The following is a 24,008-nucleotide window of genomic DNA, read 5'->3' on the forward strand; positions in this document are numbered from 1 at the left end:
TGTGCACATACCCGTTCATAATTAATTATATTTGCATAATGATGTTAATAACGCATAAAAGCATTATTCCATTTTAATATTAAATAGCATGACAACAAAAACCCTTTCTTTTTCAAGAAACGATTCTGCAAAATTTTTCAGGACACTTAATAAGCGTGTGAATGATTATTTTAAAGAAAATGACATAAAAAAAACAGGTAATTGGACTTTATATCTTAAAGCCATTATCATGTTCACCTTACTTTTAGGACCATTAGTACTTTTATTAACCGTTACTATGCCTGGTTGGCTGCAAGTAATTTGCATGATAGTAATAGGAATTGGTATTGCAGGTGTTGGAATGAATGTGATGCATGACGCCAATCACGGCTCCTTTTCTAGCAAAAAATGGGTAAATACTTTAATGGGAAGTAGTATTCACATTTTAGCAGGAAACGATTACAACTGGAAAGTGCAACATAATGTATTACACCATACGTACACAAATATTCAAGGTCATGATGAAGATATTGATGCTGGCCGTATTATTCGTTTTTCAAAACACTCTAAATGGTCTAGAATTCACCAATATCAAAAGTATTATGCATTCCTTCTTTACGGTTTATTAACTGTAAACTGGGCTATTACTACTGATTTTAAGCAAACCTACACCTATTTAAAAAGAAAATTATCTTACGGAGATTTTCCCAACCCTGCAACGCAGTGGACTAAACTTATTATTGGAAAAGTATTGTACTACTCTCTTTGGGTAGCGCTTCCTTTAGCTCTAGGTTTTGCTTGGTGGAAAGTATTAATCGGATTCTTTATTATGCACTATACAGCTGGTGTTATTTTAAGTGTTATTTTCCAATTGGCACACGTAATGCCAAACACTGAAATGCCAATGCCAGATGAAAACGGTACTATGAAAAACACGTGGGCTATTCACCAATTATTTACGACATCTAATTTTTCTCCAAAAAGTTGGATCGTTGAATTCTATACTGGTGGACTTAACAGACAAGTAGAGCATCACCTATTTGCTCATATTAGTCATGTGCATTATAAGAATATTGCTAGTATAGTTAGAGATACAGCTCATGAGTTCAGCTTACCATACAACGAATACAATTCGATTTGGACAGCAATTGGTGAACATTACAATCAATTGAAAGTACTTGGTACTAAGCCGACATTAGCCTAATTAATATTTCAATTTAAAAAAGATATATCTACATGAAAATACTTTCAGATAGAGTTTTAAACATGGCCACATCTGCTACTTTAGCAATGGCTGCTAAAACGCGTGAACTTCGCGCAGAAGGCAAAGATATTATTGGTTTAAGTTTAGGTGAACCTGATTTTAATACACCTGATTATATCAAGGATGCAGCTGTTCAAGCCATCCACGACAATTACAGTTCTTATACGCCTGTTGATGGCTACGTAGAGTTAAAAGAAGCGATTATAACGAAATTTAAACGGGACAATAACTTAACTTATACCTTACCGCAAATTGTGGTTTCTACAGGCGCTAAACAATCGCTTTATAATGTAGCACAAGTAATGATTAATCCAGGTGATGAAGTTATTTTACCTTGTCCATATTGGGTTAGTTACGCAGACATTGTCAAGCTTGCCGAAGGTGTTCCTGTAGAAGTACAAACGAGTATTGCTACCGATTTTAAAATGACACCAGCACAACTGGAAGCAGCAATTACACCGCGAACAAAGATGATTTGGTATAGCTCACCGTGCAATCCAAGTGGCTCACTTTACAGTAAAGAAGAATTACGCGCTTTGGCTGATGTACTTATAAAACACCCAAACATTTACGTGGTTTCTGATGAAATTTACGAGCATATCAACTTTACAGAAAATGGTCATGCTAGTATGGCACAATTCCCAGATATGTTTGATAGAACGATAACCATTAATGGTGTTTCCAAAGCTTTCGCTATGACAGGCTGGAGAATTGGATATCTTGGAGCTTCAGAAAAAATTGCACGCGCTTGCAACAAAATGCAAGGACAAGTTACTAGTGGTGCCAACAGTATAGCACAGCGTGCCGTTATTACTGCTTTAAACGAATCGCCAACACGTGTGAAATACATGATTGATGAATTTAAAATTCGTCGTGATTTAGTTCTAACGTTATTGGATGATGTTCCCGGATTTATTAATAATACACCAGAAGGTGCATTTTATGTATTTCCAAATATCTCTGCTTTCTTCGGAAAAACATTGAAAGGAAAAACAATTAGCAATGCTACCGATTTCTCTTTATTCTTACTAGAAGAAGCTTTAGTAGCAACTGTAACCGGTGAAGCTTTTGGTGCTCCAGATTGCATCCGATTATCGTATGCAGCAAGTCAAGGACAAATTGTAGAAGCCATTAAACGTATTAAAGATGCTGTGACTTAATTTAATAGTTACTATCAATTTATATTCTATAAAAAATCCACTTCGTTTGAAGTGGATTTTTTGTTTTCACAGTTTATCTATTCCGCCAAAAGAAAGGCGTCAATAATATAAGTACGGTAAAGAGTTCTAAACGTCCAATAAGCATTAAAAATGCAGCCCACCACTTACCTAAAGCAGGTAATGAAGCATAATTATTTACAGGTCCAAAATCGCCAAAAGCTGGTCCAACGTTTCCTAAACTAGAAGCTGCAATACCAATGGACGACATAAAGTCCAACCCAAACATAGAAAACACCAAAGCTCCCACAATAAAGGACAGCATATACATAATAAAAAACGCTAGAATATTAAAAACAATTTCACCTGAAACTGCTCGCGAGTTATACCGAACTGGTAAAATTGCATTTGGGTGCAAGGCTCGCCTAAATTCTAAAAAACCATTTTTAATCAAAATTAAATGTCGCATCACTTTAACACCACCTGAGGTACTTCCTCCAGAGCCCCCCAAAAACATGAGTCCAAAAAAGAACACCACTAAAAATGGTGACCATAAGGTATAATCTGCAGTTATAAAGCCAGTAGTTGTTATCACACTAATGACTTGAAAGAGAGCATGACGAAACGCGCTTTCCGCGGGTCCCCAAACCATGGGATGGCTAATGGACGAGATAGATGGATCGGCTTTAAGATAAATAATAGCCGCTGCTATAGCCGTGAAAATGACAATAAAGATAAAATAAATCTTGAATTCATCATCTTTTATAACCTTCTGCACCTTTCCTTTAAGAGCAAAATAGCTTAAAACGAAATTCGTTCCTGCTAGAAACATAAAGAGAATAATAATATACTGTATAATAGGCTGATCATTCCAATGCGCTACACTGGCATTTTTTGTGGAAAACCCACCAGTGGACAAGGTACTCAACGCATGATTAATGGCATCAAAGAAACTCATGCCTGCAAGTTTCAATAAAATGGTTTCAGCAACCGTGTAACCAACATAAATAAGCCATAAACGTTTGGCTGTATCGGTAATTCTCGGGTGTAATTTATCACCACTTGGACCTGGTGCTTCGGCTGCAAAAAGTTGCATTCCTCCTATTCCTAATAAGGGCAAAACAGCAATGGCAAGAACAATAATTCCCATTCCCCCTATCCAATGCGTCATACTACGCCAAAACAAAACGCCATGCGGAATAATTTCAATATCGTTTAAAATAGTGGCTCCTGTTGTTGTATAACCGGACATGGTTTCCAGAAAAGCATCTGTAAAATTCGGAATAGCACCCGTAAAAATATAAGGCAATGTGCCCGAAAATGCCATGATAATCCAACCAAAAGTTACCACGATATACCCTTCGCGCTTATTCATGATTTTTTCATGGTTGCGTGTTGGAACCATTATAGAAGCTCCTATAAAAATAGTACTTATAGCTGCTAATAATAAATGAAACGTAACGCCATCTTTATAAATGAAACTAATTAATGTAGACACCAACATAAACCCGCCGTTAAACAGGAGTAGGACACCTAAAAAGTGAAAGATGATTTTGAAGTTCAATTTCATACCTATAAGAATAGCTTTTCAACTTCTTTAATGGAACTCGGCAATCCACAAACTACTACTCGATCTCCTTCTTCTATTCTAAAATCGCCCAAAGCAATCTTCCCAATACCATTACGAATAACGCCACCTATAATAGCGGATCTTGGAAAACCTGCATTTCTAATTAATTTATTACAAATTTTTGCGCGCGATTTGACTTTAAACTCTAAAAGTTCGGCATTCATATTATTTAATTTAGTCATAGCAACAACATCGCCACGCCTAACATATCTAAAAATAGTATTTGCTGCTAAAAGTTTTTTATTGATTAAAGTATCAATTCCTATGGATTGTGATAACTGAAAATAATCCATATTTTCCACCAAGGCAATCGTTTTTTTTACATGTTTCGATTTCGCTACCAAACTAGACATAATATTCACTTCACTATTACCCGTTACGGCAATAAATGCATCCATTTTACTAATATTTTCTTCCTCAAGCAAATCTACATTTCTACCGTCGCCATTTATAACAAGCACGTTTGGTAATTCATCTGCAATATCAAAAGCGCGGGTTTTATCTTTTTCAATAAGTTTTACTCTAAACCCACTATCTGCCAAATCGCGAGCTGTTTTATAACCAATTTTACTTCCTCCCAAAATCATGACATTTTTGATTTCCGTATTCTTTTTCCCAGTAATCTTACACAGTTCTTCAGCACCGCCTTCCGATGTAATAAACACTACATGGTCGCCATCCTTGAGCAGAGTATCACCTCTTGGAATAATGGTGAATTGCGTTCCAAAACGCTGCAGAGCGATAGGAACGAAACGAATTTTAGGAAAAATTTGTGCAGCCTCTTTTACACTTTTACCTGCAAAAGCCATGTTGGCCGTTAAATTTAATGCCACCATAGTTAACGCGCCATCTTCAAACTCATAGGTATCACTAAAAGCTGATTGATCTAACAGCAACCTAATTTCCGCGGCGGCTAAAGCTTCGGGTGAAATAAGTTCATCAATACCAAGTTTGGTAAAACCAACTTCTTCTTTATGATGAATAAACTCTGTATTTGATATGCGCGCAATAGTCCGTTTGGCACCTAATTGTTTGGCTAGAACACAAACCGTAATATTCGTAGTTTCGGATGATGTTACGGCAATTACCAAATCACTTTCAGCTACACGAGCATCTTTTAAAATAGAGATTGACGTTGCATCGCCTTTCATTGCCTTAATATCTAAATGATTATCGGCACTAAGCAAACTCTCTTTATCAGGATCTATTAGCGTAATTTCTTGCGACTCAAAAGACAGTAATTTTGCTAAATGAAATCCAACTTCACCAGCACCCGCAATAATTATTTTCATCTATTTATTTAGATTTAATTTTCAATGGTTACATGTATCTAGATACCAATTAATATCTGTAATTCACACATTAACCATTTCGGTTTCATGTACTTTTAACTAAAAAGTAGTACAAATATAAAGCAAAAAATAGGACTGCGATATCATTCATCCGTATATAATAAATTACCATCTAGTTGTTTTATGGTTACCTATTAGTTTATATTTGTAGTAAAAATTATAAGTTGTCAAAAATAAATCCATATAAAGACAGTGCCCTTGGAAAGAAAGAGCAGGTTACACAAATGTTTGATGCCATTTCAGGTAATTACGATGGTTTAAATCGTATAATTTCCTTTGGTATTGATGTGTCTTGGCGTAAAAAAGTATTAGCAATTGTAAAAGCTAGTAATCCAGAAACTATTTTAGATATTGCAACAGGCACTGGTGATTTAGCCATTATGATGGCTGAAACTGATGCCAAGAAAATTATTGGTTTCGACATTAGTAGCGGTATGCTAGAAGTTGGCAAACAAAAAGTAGCACAAAAAAAATTGAATGACACCATTGATATGGTTTTAGGCGATTCGGAAAACATGCCTTTTCAGGACAACTCCTTTGATGCTATTACCGTTGCGTTCGGTATTCGTAATTTTGAAACGCTTGAAAAAGGCTTGGCGGAAATTTACCGTGTATTAAAACCAAACGGAACTTTTGTTATTTTGGAAACGTCTATGCCAACAAAAACACCTTATAAACAAGGTTATAATTTTTACACTAAAAATATTTTACCTGTTATTGGAAAATTGTTCTCAAAAGACAAAACGGCTTATAAATATTTATGTGAATCGGCTTCTGTTTTTCCTTTTGGTGAAGAATTAAACAATATTTTACGTAAAACTGGGTTTACTAATGTAAATGATTTGCCACAAACTTTTGGAGTGGCAACTATTTATACATTATCAAAATAGTTTTATGAAAAAACACCTAGTCCTTTTTGCATTTATTTTACTTTCACAAGTGGCTTCGGCACAATTATTTTCAAAAGAAAAAATTAGAAACCTTGAAAATGAAGATAAAAGGCTATTGAGCTATGGCTTCTTTTTAGGATATAATAGTTACGATTTTAACTTCGATTATAATTTTGATCAAGCCGATATTTTAGTTGGAAAAACAGGTGGCTTTAGTGTTGGTTTAGTTGGAAACATACGTATTCTAGAATACATGGATTTGCGGTTTGAGCCAGGCTTATATATTACCACACGAAATTTAATGTACAACGAAAGCTACTTTAATGGGTTAACCTATACAGACACGGATTTGGAACGTGAAGTCAAATCTACCTACGTACATTTCCCGCTTTTAATGAAATTTTCAACCAAACGAATTAATAACTTCAAGCCTTTTGTGGTTGCTGGTTTATCGACTGCTATAAATTTATCAAGTAACGAAAATAACCCAGACGACAATAGTAGCGGACAATTTAGAACCAAAAAGAACATGTTCTTCTACGAAATCGGTTTTGGTGTAGACCTTTATTTGCACTACTTTAAATTCACGCCATCTATTAGAGGTGTATTTGCTTTAAACGATGAAATAATTCAGGATAAGGACCCTAACAGTCCTTGGACTAACAATGTAAACAGCATGAAAACACGCGGTGTGTTTTTAAACTTTACCTTTCAATAAATTTTTGAGCTGTTTAGCGCTTTAATTGTGGAGACATTAAATTACATATAGCAAACCAACACCTACCCTCTTCTAAATTCACTCAATAAAATAGCAGTAGCTGTAGCCACATTTAAGCTTTCTGTAGCTTGAATTTCGCCAAAACGTGGAATACTTATGCGTTTAGTTATATGTTTCTCAATGTCTTCTGAGATCCCGTTAGCTTCATTTCCCATAACAAGAACACCTTCAGACACAAGGGATTCTGTATAGACATTTTTACCATCCATAAAAGCGCCATAAACAGGCAAAGTGGTATCATTTAAATACGTGTTCAAATCCGTATAACTAACTTGTACACGAGTTATAGAACCCATGGTTGCTTGGATTACTTTCGGATTAAAGCAATCTACAGTTTGTTCGCTACAAACTAAATTTGAGATTCCAAACCAATCGCATAAACGAATAATAGTTCCTAAATTACCAGGGTCGCGAACATCGTCTAGAGCTAAAACGAACCCCTTTTTAGGTAGATCCTTTTCATCTGGAATTTTAAAAACAGCCAACGCTTGATTGGGTGTTTTTAAAAAACTAATCTTTTTTAATTCTTTTTCGTCGATAAGCGTTTCTAATTCAGCATCCAAATTGAAGGACTTTACCGTATATAATTGGTGTAGAATTAACGTAGAGTTAAGAAGCTCTTGAATGGTTTTAATACCTTCGGCAACAAACAAGCCTTGCTCCTGCCTAAACTTTTTTTGTTTTAAACGCGCAAGTAATTTTATTTGATTTTTTGATAGCATGAAAATACCTTTTAAATGATGGCAACTAAATTAAAAAGAATAAAACAAAAAGCTTTCAAAAATGTGTCATTATATTAATACCATATTTCCGATGAAATAGCGTATTTTTGAATCGATTTTCAGATTATTTGTCAGCTGTAAATACACACCAAAAATCCATCATTAAATTATATAATTTTAAGCATCCTTGAGAATACAGTCTTCAAAAATAGCATTTTATATTGTTCTATCCCTGTTTTTGGCTTCTTGTAGCACCATAAAACGCGTTGGGGAAGACGAGCAACTACTGACCAAAAATACGGTTTACGTCAATGACAAGGTAAATAATTCGGAAAACATAAATAATTTACTTTACCAAAAAGCGAATCGAAAACTGCTTACTATTCCTATTCGGCTTCATATTTATAATTTAGCACGGCCTGATATTGATTCAATTTTAGAAGCAAACATCACCAAAAACCCAAAACGAGAAAGAAGATTAGAACGCTTTTTATCTAGAAAACAATTAGACGAATATATTGCTTCCAGAATAGGAATTAATAAGTGGCTTAAAAAAACAGGAGAAGCACCGATAATTTTAAACCCAGAAAAAACCAAGCGCTCTATTAATCGCTTGGAGGCTTATTACTTTCATAACGGTTGGTTTACCGCCAAGGCAGAATCGGAAACAATCAGAATAGACTCTAGTCGCTCAAAAGTGGATTATTTTGTTAACACTGGAGATCCGTATATGGTGGATTCTTTAACCGTTAAAATTTCTTCACCAGAAATTGATACTTTGTACAGGAGGTCAGAAAAAAAATCACGTATTCAATTAAACAAACAATACAAAACGGTAACGTTTGAGCAGGAAAAAGATCGTTTAAATAAATATTTTAGAAATAGCGGAGTTTATCATTTCAGTGAAGATTATGTCTATTTCGAAATGGATACCATAGACACGAATAAAAAGGTAAAAGTAGAATTGCAGATTCGCGATCGTTTAATAAAAAATCAAGATTCGTCCAGACGTGAACCTTTTAAAATCTATAAAGTAAAGGATGTTAATATTTTCACGGATTATTCCTACAATGACCGAAATAAACAACAAAAAGATTCGGCAACTTATAAAGGCTACAACTTGTTTAGTAACGAAAAACTACGCTTTAAGCCCAAGGCTTTAACCGATGCTGTTTTTATTACACCAGATTCTACTTTTAGAGATAAAGACCGAACGATGTCCTACAGGCATATTTCGGAATTACGGACTTTTAAATATCCTAATATTGAATATATTGAAAATGCGGACACCACGCTTACAGCTAATGTATTTTTAACACCTTTAAAGAAATTTGGTGTAGAATTCAGTGCCGAAGTTTCGCAAAGCAATATTCAAACCATTGGTTTATCCTTTAATCCATCCGTATTAATGCGTAATGTTTTTGGCGGCGCTGAAACGCTACAACTTACTGCTTTTGGATCTATTGGATCCTCTAAAGATGCAGCTCTTGATCAGGATGATTTTTTTGACATCAACGAATGGGGAGCTGATTTAAAATTAACTATTCCAAGGTTATTATTACCATTTAATACCACCAAGTTTATTCCTAAAAGCATGTCGCCAAGTACGCGAATGAGTATCTCTACCTCTAGTCAAACCAACATTGGTTTAGACAAACAAAACCTTATAGGAACCTTAAATTACCGTTGGAAACCTAATGAAAAAGTTACAAACCGTTTCGATTTGTTTAGTATTCAATATGTAAAAAACTTAAATCCAGACAACTATTTCAATGTCTATAGCACGTCTTACAACATACTAAATGACATTGCTCAGGACGTTAATTATATCGGTCCTAATGCAGAACTAGGGATACCTGGTCAAGCCAATACTTTTATTCAGGAAGCTGCCAGTAATAATCCACCATTTGGTTTATCATCAGACAATATTCAAAACATTAGTTATATTGGAGAACGCCAAGAGCGCTTAACAGAAAACAACCTAATTATTGCGTCCAGCTATAACTACATTCGCGACAATAGAACTAGCTTATTCGACGAAAATTTCTCCATATTTAGAGGTAAAATAGAATCGGCAGGAAATCTTTTATCATTAGGATCCAAAGCTTTTGGGGCACCAAAAAACATTAATGATAATTATGAAGTTTTTGATGTTGCCTATTCACAATACATTAAAACCGAACTCGATTATATTAAACATTGGGATTTAGGTAAAAAGCAAGTCTTAGCTTTACGTACATTTTTTGGAATTGCCATTCCTTATGGAAACTCGAATAGCATTCCGTTCTCCAAGAGTTTCTTTGCCGGAGGAACAAACGATAACCGTGCGTGGACCGCCTATAGTTTAGGACCAGGAAGTTCTGACAGTAATGATGAGTTTAATGAAGCCAATATGAAGTTAGCCTTCAACTTGGAATATCGTTTTAATATTTTCGAAGATTTTTATGGCGCCCTTTTCGCTGATGCTGGAAATATCTGGAATGCACTGGATAATATTGAAGATCCACAGGCAACCTTCACCGGTTTCCAATCGTTAGAGGATATTGCACTAGGTACTGGTTTTGGGCTGCGTTACGATTTCGGATTTATTATTTTCCGCTTTGATGTCGGGTTTAAAACTTACGATCCTTCATACCCAATGGGTGAAAGATGGTTAAATGATTACAATTTCAGAAAAGCTGTTTATAACATTGGTATCAATTACCCCTTTTAAGCTATTTAATTTCATTATTTTTGTTTCATTAAAAAAACAACAAAACAACAAACTATGTCACATTCTATTAAACCGGGTGTTGCAACCGGACACGAAGTTCAAGCTATTTTTAAATTAGCTAAAGAAAAAGGTTTTGCCTTGCCAGCTGTAAACGTGGTTGGATCAAGCAGTATCAATGGTGTCCTGGAAACTGCTCGCGATTTAAACGCCCCTGTTATTATTCAATTTTCTAATGGTGGCGGTGTATTTAATGCCGGGAAAGGTTTAAGCAATGAAAACCATAAAGCAGCTATTGCTGGTTGTATTGCTGGTGCCAAACATGTGCATTTAATGGCAGAGGCTTATGGCGTTCCAGTAATTTTACATACAGATCATTGTGCTAAAAAACTATTGCCTTGGATAGACGGTTTATTAGATGCTAGTGAGCAGCATTTTAAAGAAACTGGAAAACCACTTTATAGCTCACATATGATTGATTTAAGTGAAGAGCCAATCGAAGAAAACATTGCAATTTGTAAAAAATATTTAGAACGCATGAGCAAAATGGGCATGACGTTAGAAATTGAACTAGGCATTACAGGTGGCGAAGAAGATGGTGTTGATAATACCGATGTAGACGATTCCAAATTATACACACAACCAGACGAAGTTGCTTATGCTTATGAAGAATTAAGCAAAGTAAGCGATCAATTTACTATTGCTGCCGCTTTTGGAAATGTACATGGTGTTTACAAGCCTGGTAACGTTAAATTAACGCCAAAAATTCTTAAGAATTCTCAAGCACATATTTCAGAAAAATTCAATGTAGGACATAATCATATAGATTTTGTATTCCATGGCGGTTCTGGAAGTTCAGTTGAAGAAATTCGCGAAGCTATTGGCTATGGTGTTATTAAAATGAACATCGATACCGATATGCAATATGCCTTTACAACAGGTGTTCGTGATTATATACTAGAAAAGAAAGACTATTTACAAGCGCAAATAGGAAATCCAGATGGCGATGATATCCCAAATAAAAAATATTACGACCCTCGTGTTTGGCTTCGTAAAGGAGAAATAACATTTGTAGAACGTTTAAAAAAGGCTTTTGAAGACCTAAACAACGTCAACACTTTATAAAATAATAGGGCAAAAAATACGTCAATCCAATTAAACGTGTAATTTTGCGAGTCTAATTAACGCGAATCCTAACGGCTTTTAATAGTTAAAAACGTTACTCGCATAACTTAAAATCGTTAATCGATATGTCTTGGTTTAAACGAAAAGAAAAAGGAATTCAAACTTCTACGGAAGAAAAGAAGGACACACCCAAAGGGTTGTGGTATAAATCGCCTACAGGAAAAATTGTTGATGCTAAAGAATTAGAGCAGAACTTTTATGTAAGTCCTGAAGATGGTTATCATGTAAGAATTGGAAGTAACGAGTACTTTAAAATCTTATTTGACGATAATAAATTTAAAGAGTTTGATATTAAACTAGAATCTAAAGACCCATTAAAGTTTGAAGACACTAAAAAATATCCAGACCGTTTAAAAGCAGCACAAGAAAAGACCAAATTAACTGATGCTGTTCGTACAGCCGTTGGAAAATCTAAAGGAAACGATTTAGTCGTTGCCTGTATGGATTTTACATTTATTGGTGGTTCTATGGGATCTGTTGTAGGTGAAAAAATAGCACGTGCAGCACAATATGCTTTAAAGAAAAAATTACCGTTTATGATTATCTCCAAATCTGGAGGTGCACGTATGCAAGAAGCTGCTTTATCATTAATGCAACTAGCTAAAACTTCGGTTATGTTAGCGCAATTAGCCGATGCAGGTATTCCGTATATCTCTTTAGCTACAGATCCAACAACGGGAGGAACAACCGCTTCCTTTGCTATGTTAGGCGATATTAATATTGCAGAACCTGGCGCCTTAATTGGCTTTGCTGGACCGCGTGTAGTTCGTGATACAACAGGACAAGATTTACCAGAAGATTTTCAAACATCGGAGTTTTTACTAGAACACGGCTTCTTGGACTTCATAACACACCGAAGAGATTTAAAAGACAAAGTTAATTTATATATTGATTTAATTACCAATCAACCGCTACGAGCGTAATGGGCAATTTTCTGTTAGATAAAGCGCTACAAAACAGTGGTTGTCTTTTTTTAACAAAAAACGATTGAATAATTAAAATTTACTATATTTGCAGCTTGAAAGAAAATCTTTCATCATGTACTCAATTTAATTGGGTAATACATAACAATCATTTACAATAATATTAGAATGTATTTATCAAAAGAAGAAAAGCAAGATCTTTTTGCTAAACACGGTAGCGGAAAAGCCGATACTGGAAGTGCAGAAGGACAAATTGCATTATTTACGCAACGTATCGAACACTTAACTGGACACTTAAAAAATAATCGTAAAGATTATAATACAGAGCGTTCATTAGTAATGTTAGTTGGTAAGCGTCGCGCTTTACTTGATTACTTAATTAAGAAAGATGTTTTAAGATATCGTGCTATAATTAAAGAATTAGGATTAAGAAAATAATCACACTATAAGAGGCTTCGCGGCCTCTTTTTTGTTTTATAATCAGCTCATTCGGCAGAGTTAAAAACCCGAAAAAATAAGAAGCTAGATCCCAAAGCGAATTTGGGACTAAAGGTTTTTCATTGGACACTACTACTACACAACACAACTACCAATGTTTAATTAGAATTAAAAATTTATGATTCCAAAAGTATTTAAAGAGGTTATAGACCTTGGCGATGGTAGAGAAATCACTATCGAAACAGGAAAACTAGCAAAACAGGCTCACGGTTCTGTTGTTGTTCAGTCAGGAAAATGTATGATGTTATGTACAGTTGTTTCCAATTACGAACAAAAAGATCTTGATTTTTTACCATTAACGGTAGACTACAGAGAGAAATTTGCAGCAGCTGGTCGTTATCCAGGTGGTTTCTTCAAAAGAGAAGCAAGACCTAGTGATGGCGAAGTATTAACTATGCGTTTAGTGGATCGTGTTTTACGTCCATTATTTCCAAGTGATTATCACGCTGAAACACAGGTAATGATTCAATTAATGTCTCATGATGATGATGTTATGCCAGATGCAATGGCAGGTTTAGCCGCTTCGGCAGCTATTCAATTATCAGATTTCCCTTTTGAATGTCCAATATCTGAAGCAAGAGTTGGTCGTGTAAATGGCGAATTCATAATCAACCCAACACGTGCACAATTAGCAGAATCTGACATCGATATGATGATTGGGGCTTCTGCCGATTCCGTGATGATGGTTGAAGGTGAAATGGATGAGATTTCTGAAGAAGAAATGGCGGAAGCTATTAAGTTTGCTCACGAAGCAATTAAAGTACAATGTGCTGCGCAAGTAAGATTAGCAGAAGCATTTGGAAAGAAAGCTGTTCGTGAATATGCTGGTGAAAGAAAAGAAGAAGATTTAGCCAAGAAAATTCATGATATGGCTTATGATAAAGTGTATGCTATTGCAAAAGCTGGATCAGCTAAACATGAACGCAGCGCTGCTTTTCAACAAATAAAAGAAGACATTAAAGCAACTTTTTCTGAAGAAGAATTAGCTGATTATGGTGGTTTAGTTTCTGATTATTACCGTAAAGCTGAAAAAGAAGCTATTCGTGATTTAACCTTAAATGAAGGTTTACGTTTAGACGGAAGACAAACAGATGAGATTAGACCAATCTGGTGTGAAGTAGATTATTTACCTTCTACACATGGTTCTTCAATCTTTACACGTGGAGAAACGCAAGCATTAGCAACGGTAACTTTAGGAACTTCTAGAGATGCTAACCAAATAGATATGCCATCTCATGAAGGTGAAGAGCGTTTCTATTTACATTATAACTTCCCACCGTTTTGTACAGGTGAAGCTAGACCAATCCGTGGTACATCTCGTAGAGAAGTAGGTCATGGTAACTTGGCTCAACGTGCTTTAAAAGGAATGATTCCTGAAGATTGCCCTTACACTGTAAGAGTTGTATCTGAAGTTTTAGAATCTAACGGTTCTTCTTCAATGGCTACAGTTTGTGCAGGTACAATGGCACTTATGGATGCTGGTGTTCAAATGAAAAAACCAGTTTCTGGTATTGCAATGGGATTAATTTCTGATGCTAATTCTGGAAAATATGCTGTTTTATCTGATATTTTAGGTGATGAAGATCATTTAGGAGATATGGACTTTAAAGTTACAGGAACGGCTGATGGTATTACTGCTTGTCAGATGGATATTAAAGTAAAAGGTTTATCATACGAGATTTTAGTAGCTGCACTACAACAAGCTCGTAATGGTCGTTTACATATTTTAGAGAAGTTAGTTGAAACGATTGCTACACCAAATGCAGAAGTTAAGGAGCATGCTCCTACAATGATAACTAGACGTGTTCCTAATGAATTCATTGGTGCCTTAATTGGACCTGGTGGAAAAGTTATTCAGGAAATGCAAAAGGAAACGGATACAACTATCGTTATTAACGAAGATCCAGTTACCGAAGAAGGTATTGTTGAAATTTTAGGTGTTGGTAGAAAAGGTATTGATGCTGTTATGGCAAAAATAGATTCTATCTTATTTAAACCGGAAGTTGGTAGCGTATATGAAGTAAAAGTAATCAAGATGTTAGATTTTGGTGCTGTTGTTGAATATATGGATGCGCCAGGAAACGAAGTTCTTTTACATGTAAGTGAACTAGCTTGGGAACGAACTGAAAATGTTAGCGATGTAGTTAATATGGGTGACGTTTTTGATGTGAAGTATTTTGGACAAGACCCAAGAACACGTAAAGAAAAAGTTTCTCGCAAAGCTATTTTGCCTAAACCTGAAGGTTATGTAGCAAGACCGCCAAGAGAAGATAGCCGTTCTGGTGGGCGTGATAATCGTGGTTCTCGTGACAATAAAGGTCGTGACAACCGTCGTGATGACAGGAAGCCGAGAGAAGATAAACAAGACTAAAAGTCTTCTGTTTAATAAAATCAAACCTCACCGTTTTTATAAATTGTGAGGTTTTTTATGCGAGAAGAATAAATTATTTATTCCAAATACATCTAAAATAAGTTAAACCCATGCTTTTTATCTTAAAAAAAGATTAAAAAAAATCTAAAACCAATTTAACGTCGTACATCAAACAAAGGCTTAAATAACAAACGACAGAACGAGATATGGCTGCAAATAACACTACTTTGAAAAAACCACATACTAACACACGAATCAAGGCTCAAAAACTAAAACATTTTTTAGGTTTCACCACGCACAGTAATGGTAAAACTGAAAGTTCATATAATGGTATTGCTTTATTAAGTACTCTCATATTTATTGCTATGGGTGTTTATTTATTTACTGTATTTCATAATGATTTTCAACAATTTAATGCCGATCGAAAAAGTTCCATAATAGGTCTTACCTTTTTAGTTACTGCGGGAGGTCTATTTGCTTTTAAAACATTCTACTTTATTTTCATGGCCTATAAATACTTTAAATATAAGCCTATTGAATCTGTTTCGGATGATAAATTACCAACGGTTACCATAATCGTTCCTGCCTACAATGAAGGAAAACAAGTATGGGATACGCTAATGAGTTTAGCGAACAGCGCTTATCCTAAAGGAAAAATTCAACTACTAGCTATTGACGATGGTAGTTTAGACGACACTTGGGATTGGATGGTAAATGCGAAGAAACGTTTAGGCGATGGCGTAGAAATTTTTAAACAACCAGAAAACAAAGGAAAACGTCATGCCTTATATCGTGGCTTTAATTTAGGAACTGGCGAAGTTTTTGTTACGGTTGATAGTGACTCTGTAGTAACCCCAGAAACGTTACGTAATTTAGTAAGCCCCTTTATTACAGATAAAAATTGTGGTGCTGTTGCTGGAAATATTCGTGTTTTAAACAACACAAAAGCCATGCTTCCAAAAATGTTGGACGTCAGTTTTGTTATGAGTTTTGAATTTGTACGTTCGGCTGAAAGCGCAATGAACTCTGTTTTATGTACACCAGGAGCCTTGGCTGCTTACCGCAGTGAAGCTGTTTTTGCATGTTTGCCAGAATGGATTAATCAAACCTTTATGGGACAACCTTCTGATATAGGTGAAGATCGTGCCATGACCAACATGATTTTAAAACAAGGAAAACACGTGCTATTTCAAAGAAATGCAGTTGCCTTTACTAATGTTCCAGAGGAGTATCCAGGATTATATAAAATGTTTATCAGATGGGGACGTAGCAATGTTCGTGAGAATATTAACATGGCCAAATATGTGTTTACCAACTTTAAGAAGGAAAACAAATTTGGTACCCGACTACTTTTTATTAGTCAATCTACAAGCATAATCATGAGCTATCCATTTGTAATCTTTATGCTGTTTTTTGTTGTAACGCATCCCTTATTATTTTTAGGATCTACATTGTTAAGTATTTTAGTAACCTCTACATTTTCAGTGTTTTTCTTCGCGCATCGTTATGAAATAAAAGCGTCCTTTTGGGCCTATACTTATAGTATTCTATATACTTTTGGTTTATTTTGGATTACACCATATGCTATTGCAACGGCGAGTAGACGTGGCTGGTTAACACGTGGTTTAGCTGAAAAGAAATAAATTAAAAGAAAACAGAAACAAGACCCTTCAGAAAAATTTTGGAACTAATAGAATATAGATTGGTTTATTAAATACCAGAAGGAATAATTTGTAAAATTAGAAAGTTGTCTGAATTCTAGTCTTAAATTAACGCTTTAAAAAATAGAATAAAATACTTGATACATGTAAAACTTTAAAGAATCTTGTTTTAATAAAGGTTTAATAAAATTCTACAAATTAATTGAGTAGGAGCAGTTTCAATCGTAAAAAGAAGTCTTACTTAAAAATGTAGGACTTTTTTTATGGCATAAACGTTCGTTTTGAGATTTAATAAATTGAAAACCACCGACAGGCTGTCACCTTTTTGTCAGATTCAACAAAAGACAACATTATACATTTCGCAATAAAAGCGCTATATTATCGAGAATATATCAACAATCGACTATACGACTCGTTTTTATGGGATTTATTAAAATTAAATATTTTTTAAGGGTGTTCCGTATAGTCCTTGCACACTATAGAGAAATTAATATTGATAATCAATACATTACAAAAACATGAAAGTATTAGTAATTGGAGCAGGAAATATGGGATTAACGTATTCTGAAGGAATGGCAAAATCGCCGTTATTAGGAAAACAGAATTTAAAAATATATGACACTGATCCAAAAAAAATTACAAAATTAAACAAAGAACCACATTTTGACGTTTACGACAATTTAGAGGATTGCTTACCAAAAGCAGATATCGTCTTTCTTGCTGTGAAGCCGTTCCATATTGCAGAGTTATTTAAAACAATGGCGCCACAAATAAATCAGCAACAACTATTCGTATCCTTAATGGCAGGTGTAACTATTGACACGATTAAAGACGGATTAGGCGCTACAAAAGTAGTTCGCGCTATGCCTAACCTACCAGCTAAAGTTGGCAAAGGCGTTACCTCTTACACGGAATCGGAAGCGGTTTCTAAAGTCGAACTTATTATGGTTCGCAACTTATTAGATACTACAGGAACATCCATTCATGTAGAAACAGAAAAATTTATTGATGCCTCAACAGGTATTTCAGGAAGTGGCCCCGCTTATGTATTTTACTTTATGCAATCCATGCTGGATGCCGCATTAAAGATGGGCTTTTCCGCGTACGATTCTAAGGTATTAGTAAGCAATACATTTGAAGGTGCTATTGAATTATTTAATCAATCGGATATTTCTCCAGAAACATGGATTAACCGTGTAGCAAGTAAAGGAGGAACCACACAAGCAGCCATAGACTCTATGGACGATAACAATGTTAAACAGCTTATTGAAGATGCCGCATATGCCGCATTTGATAGAGCAATAGAATTAGGAAAAGAAAAATAAAGACATGGACGACGACATTAAGCGCGTAGTAGTAAAAGTAGGAACAAACGTATTAACAAATAAAGACAACCGTATTTTAGGCCCCGTTTTAAAAGAACTGGTTCGCCAGATAGCTGTGCTCTATGAGCGCGATGTTATGGTGGTTTTAGTCTCTTCGGGTTCTGCTATGGCAGGTAGAGAAGTAATTGGCGATACAGCCATAACCGACAAAGCTATTAGACGCCAAGTCTATTCAGCAGTTGGACAACCTAGAATGATGCGTCATTATTATAGTCTCTTTCACGACTATGGTATGAGATGCGCACAAGTATTAGCTACAAAACGAGATTTTGACCCAGGAATACATCGTGAAAACATGATTAATTGTTACGAAGGGTTATTATCGGAAGGCATTATTCCTATTGCCAATGAAGATGATGCTGTTTCCATTACCATGTCTATGTTTTCAGATAATGATGAGTTAGCAAGTTTAGTAGCCGAATTAATTGATGCCGATCGCCTAATTATTTTATCAGATACAGAGGGGCTTTTCACAGGACATCCTGACGATGAAGATTCGATAAAAATTAAAGAAGTTACCTGTAATCAAAATGTGGAACAATACGTAAAAGCTTCTGGTAAAAAAGAAGGCGAAGGCCGTGGTGGCATGGCGTCTAAATTACGTATTGCTAAAGGTGCTGCAAAAAAAGACATTCCAACTTATATCGCGAATGGAAAACGAGCAAACGTAATTGTTGACATCCTTGATAATAAAGAGGTAGGAACAAAATTTATTCACTAAAACAATTCATATGAAATTATTACATACAGATAAAAAAAATAACGTTTTAACTTCAATGATTAAAATTATTGATAGAGAACGCGACAATATAATAAAAGCAAATAAACAAGATTTAGATGCATTTAACAGAGAAGATCAAGCATTATACGACCGATTAGTAGTAAACACTGCTAAAGTTGATGGCATGATCCAAGCAATCAAAGAAGTACGCGATCAGGAAGACCCTGTAGGTGTTACGATTTCCGATATGACTTTGGATACCGGTTTACAAATAACCAATAAAACAGCGCCATTTGGAACCATTATGATTATTTATGAATCCAGACCTGATGTTACAATTGAAGCGGCTGTTTTAGCTTTCAAAGCCAACAATAAAATCCTATTAAAAGGTGGAAAAGAAGCGATTAACTCTAATCTTATATTAGAAAAGTGCTGGCATGAAGCTTTGGAAGAAAATGGTTTATCCAAAGATTGGATTAAACTATTACACCTAAAACGTGAAGAAACTCAAGAGTATTTAAGAAACCCGACCGAGAAAATCGATTTAATTGTACCTCGTGGTGGCGAACGCTTAATTAAGTTTGTAAAAGATCACGCAACCTGTGCTGTTTTAATTTCGGGTCGTGGAAACAACTTTTTATATGTTTCCAAACAAGCAGATTGGGAAAAAGCTGTAAAAGTGATTATCAATGCAAAAACCGATAAAATTTCTGGTTGTAACGCTTTAGATAAAGTATTGATTGACAAAAACATTTCTGGTTACGACCAAAAAGTAAAGGAACTACAAAAAACACTAGAACATGTTGGAGTAGAATTAGTTGTTGATAAAAAAATTGGCGCTATTTTAACCAATGAAGATCAAATTCCTAATGAAGACACTTGGTATGAAGAATTTCTAGCTATGAAAATTCTTGTTGCAGAAGTTGACGGATTAGATCAGGCAATTAATATGATTAATAAATATTCTGGAGGACATTCTTCAGTTATTATAACTGAAGACAAAAACGAAGCTGCAAAGTTTATGCAACAAATAGATAGTGCTGCCGTATATCATAACGCCTCTACCCGATTCACTGATGGTGGACAAATGGGTGTTGGTGCCGAATTAGCGATTAGCACAGACAAGTTACACCACCGTGGACCATTAGGCTTAAAGCAGTTGGTTACGAATAAATATTATGTATTTGGCGATGGTCATATACGTGTTTAAAAATTTAATTAAACATATTACAAACGGCATTGGTTTTAAACTGATGCCGTTTTTTTATATTGTAACTTCCCATATTGAATTCTAACTTATTGCATTAGTTTCCCTGTTTATATCCAGAAGTATAGCGAATAGGTTGAAAAAAGCATCATAGACATAGCAGGCCAGAAAGCAAAATAACACATGTACACCATACTTGATAAGTTATAATTGATAAGTTAAAGACAACAATAAAGTGCTGATATCCCGGCATCTTAAATGCTAAAAAGCTATATTTGAATTTATATAACAAGTTGTAAAACATTTAAAAAACAAATGAACGATATTCAAATTTTTGAACAAGAAATTAAAAATTCAGACAAAAAAGTTGGAAAAATAGCAATTCTACGAGGTGGATTAAACTCTGATAATCCAACACAAATAATGAATAAAGCTGTTTCTGATTATGTTGGTCGTAAAGGGCATAACCAATTTGTTGAAATTCATCTTGACAATCCTTGGGTTCGAGTCGTTTTAGATGGAATTAACGAATTAGATTATAAAGACTTTGTTGACCAAAGATTATAATATGGAGCGTGAAATAAGTTTAATCCAACTTGCAAATACAATTCAATGGTGGTTAAGTTACACTTCAGCAGTTGGCAGAAGTTACGTACTAACAGAAAGTGCCATTAAATTTCCATTAGCAGAGTATTTGGAAAGAACAGAACTTAAAGAATTGACTTTGGAATATTTGCATCCAAAACTTTCAAATCGAAATTTTGATTTGCATTTTATCGATAGTAAGAAAAAAAATACTGCTATTGAATTTAAATATGTGAGAAATGGATATACAAGAACCACAGCTGAAAAACAAAGAATATTTAATGACTTAATGCGGTTATCATTGTATTTAGAAAATGATAACAAATGTTATTTTCTTATTTGCGGAGCACAAAATGACTTTTCAACTGATTTTAAAAATTTAGAAATAAAAACAGTAAAAAGTCAATACATACAGCCGAGAAAAATTAACCAAACTAAAATAAATAAGACAATAGAAACTTTCTATACAAAGTGGTTTAGCTTTGATATGAAAAAGCCAGTCAAAGTAATTGAACTTAAATTAGACCAAACAGAATTTGGAAAAATATATAGTTCGTTTTTAGAAGAATATGAATTAGCTTACGAAAAGGCTACTGACGAAAAATTAAATTTACCGAAAACCATAGAAACTAAACTAATTTATTTGTCACAGCAAATTAAACACGAAACAGATATTTTCCAGCCTGCTAACATTGGAATTTGGGAAGTAACAAAATAAAAAAACGTTTTACAACAACGTATATAGCTCATAGCTAGGTAGTTGCTTAATCGAAGTTAAGGCATATTTGCGAGTCCGCCAAATTTTTAAATTTGACGATTTAGAGAAAAAAGATAAATAGTAAAATTTAAAAATTCGGCTCGTGCTTCATCCGAAAATAATTGTTTAATTTGCACGCTACGAGCCATATACAGAGACGTTGGCATTCATTGGCGGAACGCACTGAAAATAATAATCAAAAAATGATTAAAAGAAACCTAGCATCAATTTTAATAATAATTTCAAGTATCATAGGTATCTTGAATGTAGATTTTTCTAATATTTCAGAACCAAAACATTATTGGTCTTTAATTATATCATCATTTATTATATTGGCGTCTGTAATATTAATTTATAGTACAGAATCAAAATTTAAGAAAAATAAGGAATCAAAATCTGAATAAAATCAATAACGGACTTTTAGCTCGATTGCGGAATCTAAATTGAAAAATGAAAACCGAACTAAATGCTGAGTTTAGCAAGTTGTGTAATTGCTCACTCAATCGGATTTGAAAAAGTTTGCGGAATGAATCGTTGACCGAATTCACTCAAGCGCAGGAAAAACTAAAAACGGAATTAAGCCGAAGAATAAAAAAACAACGAAATGCCAACACCGTGTATAATTAATTGCTTTGTCTCCGCTCATCTGGAATATTCCTTCGGAATATTCTCAGGTTCGTAAAAGTTTGCTAAATTAGTTGCTAAACCACGCAACTAATCATACACAAACACGTTAGCCACAATTAAAAAAAAACAACCATGAAAAAACTGATTACAATACTTTTGATTTTTACTTCTATTTTTAGTTACTCACAAACCACCTATTATACTACTGATGGAAAAAATAGAATTACAGAATCTGAAGCGAATAAAATGCTGTCTGAACAGGTTGCTAAAATGAGTGACGTGATGGGAAAACAGTTATACGGAAGTTTAACTATCAATGACACAGAAACAAAAAAAGATTCTATAATTTCAAGAATAACCTTTGCCATAAGTGATAAAAAACCTGAAAATCTAATTAATTCTGGCCCCTTATCTGATTATAAAAATAAGGAATTTCCAAAATTTGACTTATCCACTTTATCGGATAAAAACTTTAATTCAGAAAAATTAAAAGGTAAACCAACTATGATTAATTTCTGGTTTACAAGATGTGCGCCTTGCATTGACGAAATGCCTGTTTTGAATAAAATAAAAGAAAAGTACAAAGAGGACTTTAATTTTATTGCTATTACATACGAGAAAAAGGAAGATGTTGAAAAATTTCTTGAAAAACATCCGTTTGACTTTGAGCATTTAATAAATGCTAAAGATTTTACTGACCAATTAGGAGTTCAAGCGTATCCGATGAATCTGTTTTTAGATAAGAATGGAGTATTAAAGTATGTGAAAGGTGGAATTCCATACGAGAGCAAAGAAGGAGAAGAATTGAAAATGGGAGAAGGAAATGAAATAATTGAGATTATTGAAAAACTAAAATAACTGTGGCTAACACTGGTAACCGTTGCACAACGGCCTAAAACCAAAATGAACGACCCCATTTAAGCCCTTTTTAGGGCTTTTTGAATTTTATGTAACTGTCATTTAGTTAAATTTTGGTTGCCACAAATTGAAGATTATTACGTTTTGAAGTCCATTTATTTTAGAAAATATAAGACCAAGCGCTTTTGTCTTGGTTTTTGCCAATTTCTGTGTAAACTTCAAGTACTTTTTAAGATTGTACGCCATGGCTGCTAAATGCATGACCTTATTTGCCTGTTTTATTTCTATGGTATTTATTTTCCTTAATCCCATAAACTGGGTAAAGGTTCCAAAAACGGGCTCTACTGTGCTCTGCCGTTTGCCCTTCATATAGTTGCCTTGCGGACTATTTACACGTTTTATATTACGTTCATATTCTGCTTTATAATACGTGACAGAAAATTTTTTCTCTTTGGCAGTTTTCCCCAAACAGCCCAACTTTATTGGACAGCCCTTACATTGATGCGTTGTGCCGCGATATTCCTTTTTTAAGGTTCCTGTGCGATAATCATTAAACACTTTTTTAAAGGGGATAATCTCGCCTTGAGGACAAACATAATGGTCTTGATCTCTATTGTGATGAAAATTATCTGGGCCACCTTTATAGGTGCCGTGAGGCGGAATAAAACTCTGTAAGTTAATCTGCTCCAAAAACGCATAATTCTCTCCACTACTGTAGCCGGTATCAGCCACGCAATTATGCCAGAGT

20 protein-coding genes are annotated in these 24,008 nt (G+C 34.5%); 16 read left to right on the forward strand and 4 right to left on the reverse strand.

Going from position 1 to position 24,008, the window contains the following annotated elements; translation table 11 throughout:
- Nucleotides 1–88: 88 nt before the first annotated feature.
- A complete protein-coding gene (locus tag BZARG_RS04995) occupies nucleotides 89–1,183 on the forward strand; it encodes a fatty acid desaturase family protein (RefSeq protein ID WP_008635966.1) in 1,095 nt (364 codons plus the stop codon).
- Nucleotides 1,184–1,215: 32 nt separating this feature from the next.
- A complete protein-coding gene (locus tag BZARG_RS05000; RefSeq protein ID WP_008635940.1) occupies nucleotides 1,216–2,403 on the forward strand; it encodes a pyridoxal phosphate-dependent aminotransferase in 1,188 nt (395 codons plus the stop codon).
- Nucleotides 2,404–2,476: 73 nt separating this feature from the next.
- Here BZARG_RS05000 and BZARG_RS05005 read toward each other — a convergent pair whose 3' ends face one another.
- Nucleotides 2,477–3,970, reverse strand: coding sequence for a TrkH family potassium uptake protein (locus BZARG_RS05005; RefSeq protein ID WP_008635837.1), 1,494 nt, complete (start codon nucleotides 3,968–3,970; stop codon nucleotides 2,477–2,479).
- Between the two features lie 2 nt (nucleotides 3,971–3,972).
- Nucleotides 3,973–5,322 carry a Trk system potassium transporter TrkA gene (trkA, locus tag BZARG_RS05010; RefSeq protein WP_008636027.1) on the reverse strand — a complete coding sequence of 450 codons (1,350 nt, stop codon included), beginning with the start codon at nucleotides 5,320–5,322 and terminating at the stop codon, nucleotides 3,973–3,975.
- Nucleotides 5,323–5,546: 224 nt separating this feature from the next.
- On the opposite strand from trkA, the gene ubiE reads away from it, so the two are divergent.
- Both ubiE and porT read left to right on the forward strand, forming a co-directional pair.
- Nucleotides 5,547–6,272 (forward strand): bifunctional demethylmenaquinone methyltransferase/2-methoxy-6-polyprenyl-1,4-benzoquinol methylase UbiE, encoded by a 726-nt coding sequence (gene ubiE, locus BZARG_RS05015; RefSeq protein ID WP_008636032.1) that lies wholly within the window; start codon nucleotides 5,547–5,549, stop codon nucleotides 6,270–6,272.
- A 4-nt stretch (nucleotides 6,273–6,276) separates the two neighbouring features.
- Nucleotides 6,277–6,990, forward strand: coding sequence for a type IX secretion/gliding motility protein PorT/SprT (porT, locus tag BZARG_RS05020; RefSeq protein WP_008636013.1), 714 nt, complete (start codon nucleotides 6,277–6,279; stop codon nucleotides 6,988–6,990).
- 62 nt (nucleotides 6,991–7,052) lie between these two features.
- On the opposite strand, the gene BZARG_RS05025 is transcribed toward porT, so the two are convergent.
- The gene (locus BZARG_RS05025; protein WP_008635923.1) at nucleotides 7,053–7,772 is read right to left on the reverse strand and encodes a TrmH family RNA methyltransferase; all 720 of its coding nucleotides are present in this window, start codon (nucleotides 7,770–7,772) and stop codon (nucleotides 7,053–7,055) included.
- Between the two features lie 187 nt (nucleotides 7,773–7,959).
- Here BZARG_RS05025 and tamL point away from each other — a divergent pair, with 187 nt between their 5' ends.
- From tamL to BZARG_RS05090, 12 genes are all read left to right on the forward strand, one after another.
- Nucleotides 7,960–10,485, forward strand: coding sequence for a translocation and assembly module lipoprotein TamL (gene tamL, locus BZARG_RS05030; RefSeq protein WP_040288028.1), 2,526 nt, complete (start codon nucleotides 7,960–7,962; stop codon nucleotides 10,483–10,485).
- 54 nt (nucleotides 10,486–10,539) lie between these two features.
- Nucleotides 10,540–11,607, forward strand: a complete 1,068-nt coding sequence (gene fbaA / locus BZARG_RS05035) for a class II fructose-bisphosphate aldolase (RefSeq protein ID WP_008636045.1) — start codon at nucleotides 10,540–10,542, stop codon at nucleotides 11,605–11,607.
- A 125-nt stretch (nucleotides 11,608–11,732) separates the two neighbouring features.
- A complete protein-coding gene (gene accD / locus BZARG_RS05040) occupies nucleotides 11,733–12,590 on the forward strand; it encodes an acetyl-CoA carboxylase, carboxyltransferase subunit beta (protein WP_008636006.1) in 858 nt (285 codons plus the stop codon).
- A 168-nt stretch (nucleotides 12,591–12,758) separates the two neighbouring features.
- Nucleotides 12,759–13,028 (forward strand): 30S ribosomal protein S15, encoded by a 270-nt coding sequence (rpsO, locus tag BZARG_RS05045; protein WP_008635930.1) that lies wholly within the window; start codon nucleotides 12,759–12,761, stop codon nucleotides 13,026–13,028.
- A 178-nt stretch (nucleotides 13,029–13,206) separates the two neighbouring features.
- Entirely contained in the window at nucleotides 13,207–15,459 is a 2,253-nt protein-coding gene (locus tag BZARG_RS05050; RefSeq protein ID WP_008636030.1) for a polyribonucleotide nucleotidyltransferase, read from the forward strand.
- A gap of 206 nt (nucleotides 15,460–15,665) precedes the next feature.
- The gene (locus BZARG_RS05055; protein ID WP_008635881.1) at nucleotides 15,666–17,102 is read left to right on the forward strand and encodes a glycosyltransferase; all 1,437 of its coding nucleotides are present in this window, start codon (nucleotides 15,666–15,668) and stop codon (nucleotides 17,100–17,102) included.
- Between the two features lie 536 nt (nucleotides 17,103–17,638).
- Nucleotides 17,639–18,445, forward strand: a complete 807-nt coding sequence (proC, locus tag BZARG_RS05060) for a pyrroline-5-carboxylate reductase (protein ID WP_008635899.1) — start codon at nucleotides 17,639–17,641, stop codon at nucleotides 18,443–18,445.
- Between the two features lie 4 nt (nucleotides 18,446–18,449).
- Nucleotides 18,450–19,226: a glutamate 5-kinase gene (gene proB / locus BZARG_RS05065; RefSeq protein ID WP_008636005.1), complete on the forward strand. Its 777-nt coding sequence runs from the start codon at nucleotides 18,450–18,452 to the stop codon at nucleotides 19,224–19,226.
- 10 nt (nucleotides 19,227–19,236) lie between these two features.
- Nucleotides 19,237–20,436 carry a glutamate-5-semialdehyde dehydrogenase gene (locus BZARG_RS05070; RefSeq protein ID WP_008636003.1) on the forward strand — a complete coding sequence of 400 codons (1,200 nt, stop codon included), beginning with the start codon at nucleotides 19,237–19,239 and terminating at the stop codon, nucleotides 20,434–20,436.
- A 312-nt stretch (nucleotides 20,437–20,748) separates the two neighbouring features.
- The gene (locus tag BZARG_RS05075) at nucleotides 20,749–21,000 is read left to right on the forward strand and encodes a hypothetical protein (protein ID WP_008636055.1); all 252 of its coding nucleotides are present in this window, start codon (nucleotides 20,749–20,751) and stop codon (nucleotides 20,998–21,000) included.
- A 1-nt stretch (nucleotide 21,001) separates the two neighbouring features.
- Nucleotides 21,002–21,736, forward strand: coding sequence for a hypothetical protein (locus BZARG_RS05080; RefSeq protein WP_008635978.1), 735 nt, complete (start codon nucleotides 21,002–21,004; stop codon nucleotides 21,734–21,736).
- Nucleotides 21,737–22,534: 798 nt separating this feature from the next.
- Nucleotides 22,535–23,260 carry a TlpA family protein disulfide reductase gene (locus BZARG_RS05090; RefSeq protein WP_008635851.1) on the forward strand — a complete coding sequence of 242 codons (726 nt, stop codon included), beginning with the start codon at nucleotides 22,535–22,537 and terminating at the stop codon, nucleotides 23,258–23,260.
- A gap of 102 nt (nucleotides 23,261–23,362) precedes the next feature.
- Here BZARG_RS05090 and BZARG_RS05095 read toward each other — a convergent pair.
- On the reverse strand, nucleotides 23,363–24,008 hold a 646-nt coding region (locus BZARG_RS05095), incomplete at its 5' end, for a transposase (protein WP_040288038.1).

The sequence above is a fragment of the Bizionia argentinensis JUB59 genome (assembly GCF_000224335.1).
GTDB lineage: Bacteria > Bacteroidota > Bacteroidia > Flavobacteriales > Flavobacteriaceae > Algorimicrobium > Algorimicrobium argentinense.